This window comes from Rhizobium cauense (assembly GCF_019511525.1).
In the GTDB taxonomy this organism is placed as follows: domain Bacteria; phylum Pseudomonadota; class Alphaproteobacteria; order Rhizobiales; family Rhizobiaceae; genus Rhizobium; species Rhizobium cauense.
On record NZ_JAEUAT010000001.1, the window covers coordinates 256,061 to 269,588 of the forward strand.

Annotated in this window: 12 protein-coding genes; 11 read left to right on the plus strand and 1 reads right to left on the minus strand. The window is 62.0% G+C overall.

Features of this window, described 5'->3' with window-relative positions:
- The first annotated feature begins 41 nt into the window (after positions 1–41).
- The 4 genes from mutS (at position 42) to murJ (ending at position 7,660) form a co-directional block, all read left to right on the plus strand.
- Positions 42–2,774, plus strand: coding sequence for a DNA mismatch repair protein MutS (gene mutS, locus JNB88_RS01290; protein WP_220353973.1), 2,733 nt, complete (start codon positions 42–44; stop codon positions 2,772–2,774).
- A gap of 3 nt (positions 2,775–2,777) precedes the next feature.
- Positions 2,778–3,053 carry a hypothetical protein gene (locus JNB88_RS01295; protein ID WP_220353974.1) on the plus strand — a complete coding sequence of 92 codons (276 nt, stop codon included), beginning with the start codon at positions 2,778–2,780 and terminating at the stop codon, positions 3,051–3,053.
- A 106-nt stretch (positions 3,054–3,159) separates the two neighbouring features.
- On the plus strand, positions 3,160–6,069 hold the full coding sequence (locus tag JNB88_RS01300) for a [protein-PII] uridylyltransferase (protein WP_220353975.1): 2,910 nt from the start codon (positions 3,160–3,162) through the stop codon (positions 6,067–6,069).
- Positions 6,070–6,079: 10 nt separating this feature from the next.
- On the plus strand, positions 6,080–7,660 hold the full coding sequence (gene murJ, locus JNB88_RS01305; protein ID WP_220353976.1) for a murein biosynthesis integral membrane protein MurJ: 1,581 nt from the start codon (positions 6,080–6,082) through the stop codon (positions 7,658–7,660).
- 16 nt (positions 7,661–7,676) lie between these two features.
- Here murJ and JNB88_RS01310 read toward each other — a convergent pair whose 3' ends face one another.
- Positions 7,677–8,102 (minus strand): YcbK family protein, encoded by a 426-nt coding sequence (locus JNB88_RS01310; protein ID WP_220353977.1) that lies wholly within the window; start codon positions 8,100–8,102, stop codon positions 7,677–7,679.
- Positions 8,103–8,896: 794 nt separating this feature from the next.
- Between JNB88_RS01310 and JNB88_RS01315 the strand changes: the two genes are divergently transcribed.
- The 7 genes from JNB88_RS01315 to JNB88_RS01345 all read left to right on the plus strand — a co-directional run bounded on the left by JNB88_RS01315 (position 8,897) and on the right by JNB88_RS01345 (position 13,491).
- Positions 8,897–9,295 (plus strand): VOC family protein, encoded by a 399-nt coding sequence (locus JNB88_RS01315; RefSeq protein ID WP_220353978.1) that lies wholly within the window; start codon positions 8,897–8,899, stop codon positions 9,293–9,295.
- Between the two features lie 97 nt (positions 9,296–9,392).
- Positions 9,393–10,457, plus strand: a complete 1,065-nt coding sequence (trpS, locus tag JNB88_RS01320) for a tryptophan--tRNA ligase (RefSeq protein ID WP_220353979.1) — start codon at positions 9,393–9,395, stop codon at positions 10,455–10,457.
- A 107-nt stretch (positions 10,458–10,564) separates the two neighbouring features.
- A complete protein-coding gene (locus JNB88_RS01325) occupies positions 10,565–10,990 on the plus strand; it encodes a cupin domain-containing protein (protein ID WP_037130473.1) in 426 nt (141 codons plus the stop codon).
- A 71-nt stretch (positions 10,991–11,061) separates the two neighbouring features.
- On the plus strand, positions 11,062–11,553 hold the full coding sequence (locus JNB88_RS01330; RefSeq protein WP_220353980.1) for a universal stress protein: 492 nt from the start codon (positions 11,062–11,064) through the stop codon (positions 11,551–11,553).
- A gap of 111 nt (positions 11,554–11,664) precedes the next feature.
- Positions 11,665–12,231, plus strand: a complete 567-nt coding sequence (locus tag JNB88_RS01335) for a NifU family protein (RefSeq protein ID WP_037130479.1) — start codon at positions 11,665–11,667, stop codon at positions 12,229–12,231.
- Between the two features lie 103 nt (positions 12,232–12,334).
- Entirely contained in the window at positions 12,335–12,994 is a 660-nt protein-coding gene (tsaB, locus tag JNB88_RS01340) for a tRNA (adenosine(37)-N6)-threonylcarbamoyltransferase complex dimerization subunit type 1 TsaB (RefSeq protein WP_220354252.1), read from the plus strand.
- Positions 12,991–13,491, plus strand: coding sequence for a GNAT family N-acetyltransferase (locus JNB88_RS01345; RefSeq protein WP_197066620.1), 501 nt, complete (start codon positions 12,991–12,993; stop codon positions 13,489–13,491). The genes tsaB and JNB88_RS01345 overlap by 4 nt, the downstream gene beginning before the upstream one ends.
- The last annotated feature ends 37 nt before the right edge of the window (positions 13,492–13,528 follow it).

Consider the following 13,528-nt stretch of genomic DNA (forward strand, 5'->3'; position numbering starts at 1 on the left):
AGCTAGGGTTGGCACCTCTTTTTTGGAAAAAATGCATCTCCGTGAACGAACGAATAGACACTGGAATAGAAGCCTTTTCGGCTGCCGAGCTGGCCACGGAAGAAAGCCGTGCATCGGCAACGCCGATGATGGAGCAATTCATCGAGATCAAGGCGAACAACCCTGACTCGCTGCTGTTCTATCGCATGGGCGATTTCTACGAATTGTTCTTCGAGGATGCGCTGGATGCCTCCCGCGCGCTCGGCATCACGCTCACCAAGCGCGGCCAGCACATGGGGCAGGATATTCCGATGTGCGGCGTGCCTGTTCATGCCGCCGACGACTATCTGCAGAAACTGATCGCGCTCGGCTTCCGGGTTGCCGTCTGCGAGCAGGTCGAGGACCCAGCCGAAGCCAAGAAGCGCGGCTCAAAGTCCGTCGTGAAGCGTGACGTCATCCGCCTCGTGACGCCGGGTACGATCACCGAGGAAAAACTGCTTTCGCCATCGGAGTCCAACTACCTGATGGCACTTACCCGGATTCGCGGCAGCGCCGAGCCGGTGCTGGCGCTTGCCTGGATCGACATCTCGACCGGGATATTCCGATTGGCAGAGACCGAAAGCTCGCGACTGCTTGCCGATATCCTGCGTATCGACCCGCGTGAGCTGATCGTGCCCGATACGATCTTCCACGATGCCGAGCTGAAGCCAGTCTTCGACGTGCTGGGCCGTACCGCCGTTCCACAGCCATCCGTGCTGTTTGACAGCGCCACCGCCGAAGGGCGGATCGCGCGCTACTTCAATGTCTCGACGCTTGATGGCTTCGGCACCTTCTCGCGCGCCGAGCTTGCGGCCGCTGCCGCGGCCGTCGCCTATGTCGAGAAGACACAGATCGCCGAGCGGCCGCCGCTCGGGCGGCCGGAGCGCGAGAGCGGCGCGTCCACGCTGTTCATCGATCCGGCGACCCGCGCCAACCTCGAACTTGCCCGCACGCTGTCAGGCGATCGCAACGGCTCGTTGCTGAAGGCGATCGACCGTACCGTGACCGGCGGCGGGGCGCGGTTGCTTGCCGAAAGGCTGATGTCGCCGCTGACTGACCCCGTCCGGATCAATGAGCGGCTTGATTCGATCGGCTTCCTGATGGAGGAGCCCTCGCTTTGCGGCGACCTGCGCCATCACCTCAAGCATGTGCCGGATATGCCGCGCGCACTCTCGCGCCTTGCGCTCGACCGTGGCGGGCCACGCGACCTTGCGGCCATTCGCCAAGGACTGAGCGCCGCCAGCGATCTCGCTCGACTGCTGTCCGAAGCGCTGCTGCCGGAAGAACTGCAGCTTGCGCTTTCCAGCCTTCAGGCCCTCCCCTCCGGCCTTGCGACACTGCTTTCCGAGACGCTCGGCGACGAGTTGCCGCTATTGAAGCGCGATGGCGGCTTCCTGCGCGACGGCGCCAATGCCGAGCTCGACGAGGTCCGGGCGCTCCGCGATCAGTCGCGCCGGGTGATTGCCGGCTTGCAGCTGCAGTATGCCGAGGAAACCGGCATCAAGTCGCTGAAGATCAAGCACAACAACATCCTCGGCTACTTCATCGAAGTCACATCAGGCAATGCCGGACCGATGACCGATACGCCCGAGGCCAAGGGGCGCTTCATCCACCGCCAGACGATGGCGAACGCGATGCGCTTCACGACGACCGAGCTTGCAGACCTCGAAAGCCGGATCGCCAACGCCGCCGACAAGGCGCTTGCGATCGAACTGGCGGCCTTCGACCACATGACGGATTCCGTCGTGGCTGAAGCCGAGGCAATCAAGGCGGGCGCCCGCGCGCTGGCCGTTATCGATGTTGCCGCCGGCCTGGCGCTGCTTGCAGACGAGCAGGCCTATTGCCGACCGCTTGTCGATGGCTCGAAGATGTTTGCGATCGAGGGCGGCCGCCATCCGGTGGTCGAACAGGCGCTCAGGCGGCAATCGTCGGGCCCGTTCGTCGCCAACAACTGCGATCTCTCGCCCGTCTCCGACGGCAAGGATGGCGCGATCTGGCTGCTGACCGGTCCGAACATGGGCGGTAAATCGACCTTCCTGCGCCAGAACGCGCTGATCGCCATCCTCGCCCAGATGGGCTCCTTCGTGCCGGCGACCTCGGCCCATATCGGCATCGTCGACCGGCTGTTCTCGCGTGTCGGCGCCTCCGACGACCTGGCGCGCGGCCGCTCGACGTTCATGGTCGAGATGGTCGAAACGGCAGCAATCCTCAACCAGGCAACCGACCGTTCGCTGGTCATTCTCGATGAAATCGGCCGCGGTACCGCAACCTTCGACGGTCTCTCCATCGCCTGGGCCGCCGTCGAGCATCTGCACGAGGCAAACCGCTGCCGCGGTCTCTTCGCGACCCACTTCCACGAACTGACGGTGCTTTCGGAAAAGCTTGCGCGGCTATCGAATGCGACGATGCGCGTGAAGGAATGGGACGGCGACGTGATCTTCCTGCACGAAGTCGGCCCCGGTGCCGCTGATCGCTCCTACGGCATTCAGGTCGCCCGGCTTGCCGGCCTGCCGGCTTCCGTCGTGGCGCGCGCCCGCGATGTGCTGACGCGCCTCGAGGATGCCGACCGCAAGAACCCGGCAAGCCAGCTCATCGACGACCTGCCGCTGTTCCAGGTGGCGGTGCGCCGCGAGGATGCCAGCCGCGGCCCCTCGAAGGTCGAGGAAGCGCTGAAGGGCATGAGCCTCGACGACATGACCCCGCGCGAAGCGATGGACGCGCTCTACGAGCTCAAGAAGAAGCTGAAGCAGGGCTGAGCAATGTTCATGGACCGGCTGTTCAACGAGACCCAGAGGCTTGCGGCAATCTTCAGCGCGATCGAGGCGCTGCGGCTTGCGGACGAGCATGGCAATCCGCGCGGCTGGGCCTCGCCCTTCGGCCTGCTGCACATTATCAGCTGCTGCGCCAGGATTCTTGAGCTCGCCACATGCGTCGCCAAGGCTGGCTACCGCGAGTGCGACCAAGAGACGCTGGAAGCGATCACCAGCGAGACGCGCCAGGTGCTCTACTCCGTGCAGGCCGAGATCGCTGCCTGATTGCGTGATACTGCCGCTTTCCGGCACGGCAACACCTTTTCGCCAAAATTAAAGGTTCATTCAGTATGAAAGCCCGTGTCATCGACGGGCAAAGAGGCTATAGCGCATGCAGACGAAACGAGAGGTGCAGCAGGAAGCGGCTGCGCCGCGCGAACAGGAAGCCGCCCCGCGCATGGCGACGACGAACGACATCGATTTCTCCGACATCCTCGATACCGACTATCTCCGGAAGATGTGCGACGCTGTTGCCGAGGCCAACAAGACACGGCCCGACGTCATGCGATCCGATCTGCTTGTCATTCTCAAGAAGGCGAGCAGCGAGGGACGGCAGAAGGCGCGCGAGCTGCTTTCGGCCGATGGCAGCGGGATCAATTGCGCCCGCCGGATTTCCTGGCTGCAGGACCAGATCATCACGGTCCTCTACGAATTTGTCTGCAATCACGTCTTCACGCAGCAGAAGGACAAGTTTGCCGTCACCGCCGTCGGCGGCTATGGCCGCGACACGCTGGCGCCCGGCTCCGACATCGACCTCCTGTTCCTGTTCCAGCCGAAGCCGGCCGAGGAAACGCACAAGGCCGTCGAATTCATGCTCTACGTCCTCTGGGACATGGGCTTCAAGGTCGGCCACGCTACGCGTACCGTCGAAGAGTGCATCGCGCTCTCCAAGTCGGACATGACGATCCGTACCGCGATCCTCGAAATGCGCTACATCTGCGGCCTGCGCTCGCTGGAAACTCAGCTCGAGACGCGGTTCGACAAGGAGATCGTTACCGGCACCGGCCCGGAATTCATCGCCGCCAAGCTTGCCGAACGTGACGAGCGCCACCGCAAGGCCGGCGACACGCGCTATCTGGTCGAGCCCAACGTCAAGGAGGGCAAGGGCGGCCTGCGCGACCTGCACACGCTCTTCTGGATCTCGAAATATTATTATCACGTCCGCGATACAGCCGAACTCGTGCCGCTCGGCGTTCTCTCCAAGCATGAGTATCGCCTTTTCGAGAAGGCTGACGATTTCCTCTGGGCGGTGCGCTGCCACATGCATTTCCTGACCGGGAAGGCAGAGGAGCGGCTGTCTTTCGATATCCAGCGCGAAATTGCCGAAGCACTCGGATATCATGCGCGTCCCGGTCTTTCGGCCGTCGAGCGCTTCATGAAGCACTATTTCCTCGTCGCCAAGGATGTCGGCGACCTGACGCGTATTCTCTGCGCCGCACTTGAGGACCAGCAGGCGAAGTCGACGCCCGGATTGACCGGTGTCATCAGCCGCTTTGCGAACCGCAGCCGAAAAATCGCCGGCAGCACCGAGTTCGTCGAGGATCGTGGCCGCATCGCGCTTGCAAGCCCCGACGTTTTCAAGCGGGATCCGATCAGCATCATCCGGCTCTTCCACGTCGCTGATATCAACGGGCTGGAATTTCATCCGGATGCACTGAAGCGCGTCACGCGCTCGCTCAGCCTGATCGACAACAATCTGCGCGAAAACGACGAGGCCAATCGCCTCTTCCTGTCGATCCTGACCTCGAAGCGCGACCCCGCACTGATCCTGCGCCGCATGAACGAGGCCGGCGTGCTCGGCCGTTTCATCCCGGAATTCGGCAAGATCGTCGCGATGATGCAGTTCAACATGTATCATCACTACACGGTCGATGAGCATCTGATCCGCACCGTCGACGTGCTGTCGGAGATCGACAAGGGCAAGGCCGACGACCTGCATCCGCTTGCCAACAAGCTGATGCCAGGCATCGAGGACCGTGAGGCGCTTTACGTCGCCGTCCTGCTGCACGACATCGCCAAGGGTCGCCAGGAAGACCACTCGATCGCCGGCGCCCGAGTCGCGCGCAAGCTCTGCGCCCGTTTCGGCCTCTCGCAGAAGCAGACCGAGATGGTCGTCTGGCTGATCCAGGAGCATCTGGTCATGTCGATGGTCGCGCAGACGCGCGACCTCACCGACCGCAAGACGATCACCGACTTCGCCGACGTCGTTCAGTCGCTCGACCGGCTGAAGATGCTGCTGATCCTGACGATCTGCGACATCCGCGCCGTCGGTCCCGGCGTCTGGAACGGCTGGAAGGGCCAGCTGCTGCGCACACTCTATTACGAAACGGAACTGTTGCTTGCCGGCGGTTTCTCCGAGGTTTCGCGCAAGGAGCGCGCCAATTTCGCGGCCGAAGCGCTCTACAACGCGCTATCCGACTGGAGCCAGAAGGATCGCAAGATCTACAGCAAGCTGCACTACCAGCCCTACCTGCTCTCGGTGCCGCTAGAAGACCAGGTGCGACACGCCGGCTTCATCCGGCAGGCGGACAAGGCCGGCCAGGCGCTGGCGACGATGGTCCGCACCGACAGTTTCCATGCGATCACCGAGATCACCGTGTTGTCGCCCGACCACCCGCGCCTCTTGGCGGTCATCGCCGGCGCGTGCGCCGCAGCGGGTGCCAACATCGTCGATGCGCAGATCTTCACGACCTCGGATGGGCGCGCTCTTGATACGATCCATGTCAGCCGCGAGTTCAAGGACGACGCCGACGAACTGCGCCGCGCCGGAACGATCGGACGGATGATCGAGGACGTGCTTTCCGGCCGCAAGCGGTTGCCCGAGGTAATTGCAACACGAGTCAAGAACCGCAAGAAGAGCAAGGCCTTCGTCATCCCGCCGTCGGTCAACATCTCGAACAGCCTGTCGAACAAGTTCACGGTCATCGAGGTAGAATGCCTTGACCGGCCGGGCCTGCTCTCGGAAATCACCGCGGTTCTCTCCGATCTTTCGCTCGACATTCAATCGGCCCGCATCACCACCTTCGGTGAGAAGGTGATCGACAGTTTCTACGTGACCGACCTTGTCGGCCAGAAGATCTCGGGCGACAGCAAGCGCTCGAACATCACCGCGCGCCTCAAGGCCGTGATGGCCGAGGAGCAGGACGAGCTGCGCGAGCGCATGCCATCCGGCATCATCGCGCAACCGACCCCGGTTCGGGCCACGACACAGACAGACAAGAAGGCGGATTCGCCCGCATGAGCCAGACCGTATGAGCCTCGTCAGAAAATTCGCCACCGTCGGCGGCGCCACTCTTGGCAGCCGCATCTTCGGCTTTGCCCGTGAAACGCTGATGGCGGCCGCTCTCGGCACCGGTCCGATGGCCGACGTGTTCTACGCTGCATTCCGCTTTCCGAACCTCTTCCGGCGCCTCTTTGCCGAAGGCGCGTTCAATGCCGCCTTCGTGCCGCTGTTTGCCAAGGAGATCGAGGCGAACGGCACCGACGGAGCCAAGCGCTTCTCCGAGGAAGTCTTCGGCGTGCTGTTCTCGGTGCTGCTGCTCATCACCATCGTGATGGAACTCTCAATGCCGCTCCTCGTGCGCTTCGTCATCGCGCCGGGTTTTGCAGACGATGCGGAAAAGTTCTCGATCACCGTACGCATGGCGGCGGTGATGTTCCCTTACCTCATGTGCATGTCGCTGACGGCAATGATGAGCGGGATGCTGAATTCTCTGCATCATTTCTTCGCGGCAGCCATCGCGCCCGTTTTCCTGAACGTGGTGATGATCGGGGCGCTGATTTTTGCGCTCTATACCGGCGCGGAACCGCTCCAGACCGCCTGGTATCTCTCCTGGGGCGTACTCGTTGCGGGCATTTTGCAGCTCGTCGTCGTCTATCTCGGCGTTCTACATGCCGGCATGAGCATCGGGTTACGCTTTCCCCGCATCACGCCCAACGTCAAGCGGCTGCTGATCCTCGCCGTTCCGGCGGCGATCACCGGCGGCATTACCCAGATCAACCAAATGATCGGCCAGGCGATTGCCTCCAGCAAGGAGGGTGCGATCGCAGCGCTTCAATATGCCGACCGCATCTATCAGCTGCCGCTCGGCGTCGTCGGCGTGGCCGTCGGCGTCGTGCTTTTGCCGGAACTTTCGCGGGCCCTGAAGGGCGGCCATCTGCGCGAGGCCGGAAACCTGCAGAACCGCTCCATTGAGTTCGTCCTGTTCCTGACGATCCCGGCCGCCGTGGCGCTTTGGATCATGTCCGACGAGATCATCCGCGTGCTTTACGAGCGCGGCGCCTTCCACCAGGAAAACACGGCGATCGTCGGCTCCATTCTGGCCGTTTACGGTATCGGCCTGCCGGCCTTCGTGCTGATCAAGGCATTGCAGCCGGGCTTCTATGCCCGTGAGGACACCAAGACACCGATGCGGTTCTCCGCCGTGGCTGTCGGCGTCAACTGTGCGACGGCGCTGACCCTCTTTCCGTTCCTCGGCGCTCCCGGTATTGCGGTTGCGGAAGCAACGGCTGGCTGGATCAGCACCGTGCTACTCTTCGCGACCCTGCTCCGCCGCGGCCACCTTACCTGGGAGTGGGCGCTGGCACGCCGCACCGCTCTGCTGGTGGTCGCTGCTGCCGTGATGGGCGGCGTGATCATGTACCTCCAGCACCGCTGGGAGCCGTGGTTGGCCTCGGGAGCGCATTTGACGACGAAAATAGGCACACTTGGCCTTCTGATCGTCATCGCGATGGCGATCTACTTCGCGACCGCCTTCCTCATCGGCGGCGCAAACCTTGGAATGATCAGGCGCAACCTGAACCGCAAGCCAGCCGCCAAGACGGACGGCTAGCCCGCGGGGTCGGGCCTCAGCAGTAGGTCCATTTTCGTTTCGGACCGATGTCGACGTGCACGATGCCGTTACAGTAGCGGCCGATACCGCCGATCCCCGGCGCCGAGGCCGCTATCGCAACGATCGTGCGGTCAGACACACCGGGGACCCGGATATCGGCCGCCGCGCAATGGCGATGTTGGGAATGCGCGCGCCCGCGCGCCCTGAACCCTGAGGTCACGATCGGACGGCGGCCGGTTTTGGCAGCAATATAGGATAGTATGCCGCGCAGTTGCGGCGGGAAGCAGTTCGCCTTGACGCTGACGGTCTGCAGAGAATAGGCGAGCGTTTCTTTGTGCTTGAGCTGCGGTATCGCAACTCTTCTGACATTCTGGGCGTCGGCACTGTCGAAACACGACAGACAGAACAGGCCGGCGAGTGCGATGGAAAATGCGGACTGCATGGTTCCCTCCCCTCGAAATACACCGGCAACCGGTGCAAGTTTCTGGCGGATGGAACGCTCTCCCTAAAAATGGCCTTTTTGTGAAATTGTTTACCTCACGTAACGGAACTACGCCACAATTTACCGCTAAATGATGAATTAGAGATACCTCAAAAGAGGTATGAATTTCCTTTCCCGTAAATTTTCCTGAAATATTCGCGGAAAAAAATTCTGCTGCGAATTTCCCCGCCCGAAGGGCTCCTCATACACTGAAACCGTTCCGTCGCGGATACACCGCAAGGCGTTGCGGCGAGGCGGGACCGGCGCCGGGTGTGGAGGAAGGACGTGAGCTTCCGCATCAGGGGTCCGCAGAAGATGGTCTCCCTCTGGGGACGGCGGCGTTCGCGCGAATGCGGCGTCGAGTTGAGCCCCGGACGTGCCTGTGTGGCACACATGGCCCCCAGGGGAAGTGACACTTCCTCCGGCAAGGCGGCAGAGGGACCGGAGTTGCGGGCATAAACCGCCGAACGGGGCGCTGGGAAGCGCCATATTGTTTTTACTCCAGCGAGGCAATTTCCAGCGCCCCGTCCGAGTGAAGTGCAGGATCAAGCCACGGGCCGGAAGGGTCGCGTGAAGGTGAAGACGCGCGCTTTCATCCTCGTCATCTCCTCTTTCCCCGTCACCCCGGCGCCGCTGGATGCCCGGTCAAGCCCGGCATGACGGAAGTGCAAAGGCTCCGAGAGGCTCATCTGGCTGCCCCTTGACCGGCCACGTATCCTTGGCAACAACACGACACCGCAAATCGGAGCGCCGCTATGTCCCAATCGCTTTTCCTCGTGACACTGGTCGTCGACGACTACGATCGCGCCAAGGACTTCTACTGCGGGGCACTCGGCTTCGATTGCCTCCAGGATGACGTCCAGCCGGAAGGCAAGCGGTGGGTCGTGGTCAGGCCCAAAGGCAGCGTTGACGGCGCGGCGTTTCTGCTCGCGCAGGCTGCCAACGATCGACAAATGGCGGCGATGGGCAACCAGACGGGCGGGCGCGTCGGCTTCTTCCTCAAGACCGATGATTTCGCGCGCGACCACGCGTCGATGCTGGCCAAGGGCGTGCAATTTCTCGAAGCACCGCGGCACGAAATCTACGGGACTGTCGCCGTGTTTGCGGATCCTTACGGCAACACCTTCGATCTGATCGAACACGCCGCAGGCTGAACCCCTTGATTGCCTTGTCTTCCGCGTGCATAAGCGCGCCCGTTAGCAACATGGGCCATTGGCCCTGGGGCCCTCCACCAGCCTAATCGAGGACACAATGAGCGAATTCAAGAAAGTCGTTTTCTCCGGAGTGCAGCCGACCGGCAATCTCCATCTCGGCAACTATCTCGGCGCGATCCGCAAGTTCGTGGCACTGCAGGAAGGCAACGACTGCATCTACTGCGTCGTGGACATGCACGCGCTGACGGCGCAGCTCGTCCATGAGGACATGCCGAACCAGATCCGTTCGATCGCCGCCGCCTTCATTGCGTCGGGCATCGATCCCGAGAGGCACATCGTTTTCAACCAGTCGGCCGTGCCGCAGCATGCCGAGCTTGCCTGGATCTTCAATTGCGTCGCGCGCATCGGTTGGATGAACCGCATGACGCAGTTCAAGGACAAGGCCGGCAAGGATCGCGAGCAGGCCTCGCTCGGTCTCTACGCCTATCCGAGCCTGATGGCTGCCGACATTCTCGTCTATCGCGGTACGCATGTGCCCGTTGGCGACGACCAGAAGCAGCACCTTGAACTCGCCCGCGACATCGCCATGAAGTTCAACCTCGACTATGCGGAGCATATCCGCAAGACGGACTACGGCATTGACATCACCGTCGGCAACGAACCGGTGCATGCCTATTTCCCGATGGTCGAGCCGCTGATCGATGGCCCGGCACCGCGCGTCATGTCGCTTCGCGACGGTACCAAGAAGATGTCGAAGTCGGATCCGTCGGATCTGTCTCGCATCAACCTGATGGACGATGAGGACGCGATCTCGAAGAAGATCCGCAAGGCCAAGACCGATCCGGAGGGCTTGCCCAGCGAAGTCGACGGCCTCAAGGGGCGCCCGGAAGCCGACAACCTCGTCGGCATCTATGCGGCGCTTGCCGACAAGTCGAAGGCGGACGTGCTTGCCGAATTCGGCGGCCAGCAGTTCTCGGTCTTCAAGCCGGCGCTGGTCGATCTCGCGGTAAACGTGCTCTCGCCGATCACCGCCGAGATGCGCCGCCTGATGTCGGACACCAGCCACATCGACGCGATCCTGCGCAACGGTGGCGAGCGGGCACGCGCCCGAGCCGAAGTGACAATGAAGGAAGTGCGCGACATCGTCGGCTTCCTATACTGAGATCCCGGCTCTGCCGAGATCGTCCGGGGCGACCTACATGCCGCCCCGGACTTGTCGAACCTCCACCTGCGGCGTACTCTTCCTGAACAGACCGTCAGGAGGCTTCGATGCGAGATCGCAACCTCATCCAGATCGGCGCCATGGAGATCCGGCTTCTGATCGACGAGGATCAGAGTGCCGAGAGCCTCGTGATGTTCGAATTCACGGTCCCGCCTCAGGCGCGCGTTCCAGCCGCGCATTTTCACCGCGACGTCGACGAAGTGATCTATGGGCTATCCGGCACGATGACGACGACACTGGACGGCCGTAAACACGAGATCGTCCCTGGCGGAACGCTATTCATTCCTCGCGGCTATACCCATACGCATGAAAACCTGCACTCCGAGACCGCCAAGGCGCTGATCACAATGACGCCGGGCCTCATCGGCCGACGCTACTTCGAGGAAATGGCACTCGCCATCAACGTTCAGGGCAAGCCCGACATCGAGCATGTGAAGGCCATCATGCGGCTTTACGGGCTCGTTCCTGTCTGAGTAGCTGACGCCGTTCGAGGCTAAAATCGAGGGCTTGCAAATTTTCGGGTTCAGGTGTCAGAGTCCGCGCCATGGTATCTAAACGACTCTCCCGGCTCGAAGGTCATCGCCGCAAATTCATGGCGGTCATTGACGATACGCCCGAATGCTCCCGCGCCGTCCACTATGCAGGCCGGCGCGCCAAGAACTCCAACGGCGGCCTTGTACTGATCTACGTTATACCGGAGGGTGACTTCCAACAGTGGCTCGGCGTCGAGGAGATCATGCGCGCCGAGGCGCGCGACGAGGCCGAAGCCGTGGTCGCAAAGGCGGCGCACGTGGTTCGCGAAACCATTGGCATCGACCCCGAGATCGTCATTCGCGAAGGAAGCGCCACCGAGCAGATCAACGCCGTGATCGAGGAAGATCGTGACATTGCAATCCTCGTGCTTGCTGCAAGCTCGGCCAAGGAAGGGCCTGGCCCGCTCGTGTCGTCGGTCGCCGGGCGTGGGGCAACATTCCCGATCCCCGTCACCGTCTTGCCTGATACACTGTCCGACGAAGAACTGGACGCCCTGGCATAATGCCATTTCTTGAGTACCAGTCTCTTGATTAGAGTTGCCAATAGGCTTATTTTCTCTTTTGAAGAATTCTAAAGACGGCCTGGGGCTGCTGCCCGCCGCACGGAGAGCGACATGTTTATTCAGACCGAAGCCACACCGAATCCTGCGACGCAGAAGTTCCTGCCGGGGCGGGTCGTGATGGAAAACGGCACGGCCGAATTCCGCACCGCCGACGAAGCGCAGGCATCGCCACTCGCCGCTCGCCTGTTCGAAATTCCGGGCGTGACGGGCGTCTATTTCGGCTATGACTTCATCTCCGTGTCCAAGGACAATGCCGAGTGGCAGCACCTGAAGCCGGCGATCCTCGGCTCGATCATGGAACACTTCATGTCGGGCAAGCCCGTGATGGGCGACGCATCGGTTCTTTCCGAAGACCTCGATGCCGGCGGTGAATTCTTCGATGAAGCCGACGAGTCGATCGTTCTGACCATCAAGGAGCTTTTGGATACGCGCGTACGTCCGGCCGTCGCGCAGGATGGTGGCGACATCACCTTCCGCGGCTTCAAGGATGGCAAGGTCTATCTCAACATGAAGGGCTCCTGCTCCGGCTGCCCGTCCTCGACGGCGACGCTGAAGCATGGCGTGCAGAACCTGCTTCGCCATTTCGTTCCGGAAGTCGAGGAAGTCGTCGCCGCCTGACGACGACACTCAAGTTTCCGTCATTCGTCCTGGCGCAGCATTTGCAAGCGCGGCAGGGTGAATGTATGGACGCTCAGGAACGCTTTATTCGGAAATTGATGCCATGATCATACTGGCGCTCGACACCGCAGGTGTAGATTGCGCTGCCGCTCTCTATGACAGCGGCAGGGATACGATGCTGGGGGAGGCATCGGACATGATCGGCAAGGGGCATGCTGAGCATCTGATGGGGATCGTCGACCGCGTGCTGGATCAGGCGGGCTTGACTCTCTCGGACGTCGACCGCATTGCCGTCACCGTTGGCCCCGGCTCGTTTACCGGCATTCGCGTCGGTGTTGCCGCTGCGCGCGGCTTTGCGCTGTCGCTTGGAGTTCCGGCCGTCGGCATCACGACGCTTGCAGTGATGGCCGAAGCACAGCGACTGAAGACGCCGGGGTCTCCGGTGCTCGCCGCCATGGATGCCAAGCGAAACGAGGTTTATCTGCAGGCCTTCAGCGCGGATGGAGAGCCGCTCGATGAGCCGCGCGCTGTCACCGTCGAGGAAGCGCAGGCAATCGCTGCGGCTTTCAAAGGCGAAATCACGGGTTCGGCGACGCCGCTCCTGAAGCCCGATGTAACCGGCGATCAGGCCAACCAATTCCCGATTTCCATCGTGGCGCGCCTTGCCGCAGCCGCCGATCCCTCTTCCGGAAAGCCGAAGCCCCTCTATCTGCGCGGACCCGACGCCAAGCCGCAGGCCGGGTTTGCGATTGCGCGAGTATGACCATGCTGGAATCCTATCTGACGCTGAAGCCGGAATTCGAGATCGTCGCCATGGACGCCGACGATTGCCCCGCCGTCGCCACCCTGCACGGTGAACGTTTCGCCCGCCCATGGGGGGATGGCGAGTTCTACAGCCTGCTGACCCAGGACAATGTGTTTGGCTTTGTCGCCCGCCAGACCAACGCATTTCTCAAGAAGCCGCTCCCGGGCTTCGTTCTCGCGCGCCAGGTTGCGGGCGAGGCGGAAATCTTGACGATCGCCGTGCAGACCAAGGTCGCGCGTGCCGGCCTCGGCTGGCGGCTGATGCAGGCGGCGATGCGCGAAGCGAAGCTGCGCGGCGGCGAAAGCATCTTCCTCGAAGTTGATGGTGGCAATGCGGCCGCGCTCGGTCTCTACCACAAGCTCGGCTTCGAGAAAGTCGGAGAACGACGGGGATACTACAAGGACGCAAACGGCGCAGTTTCCACAGCGCTTGTCATGAAGCGCGTTCTTCGCTAGTTCCGTTGCTCAAACGTTGACTATCGGAAGGCAGCCC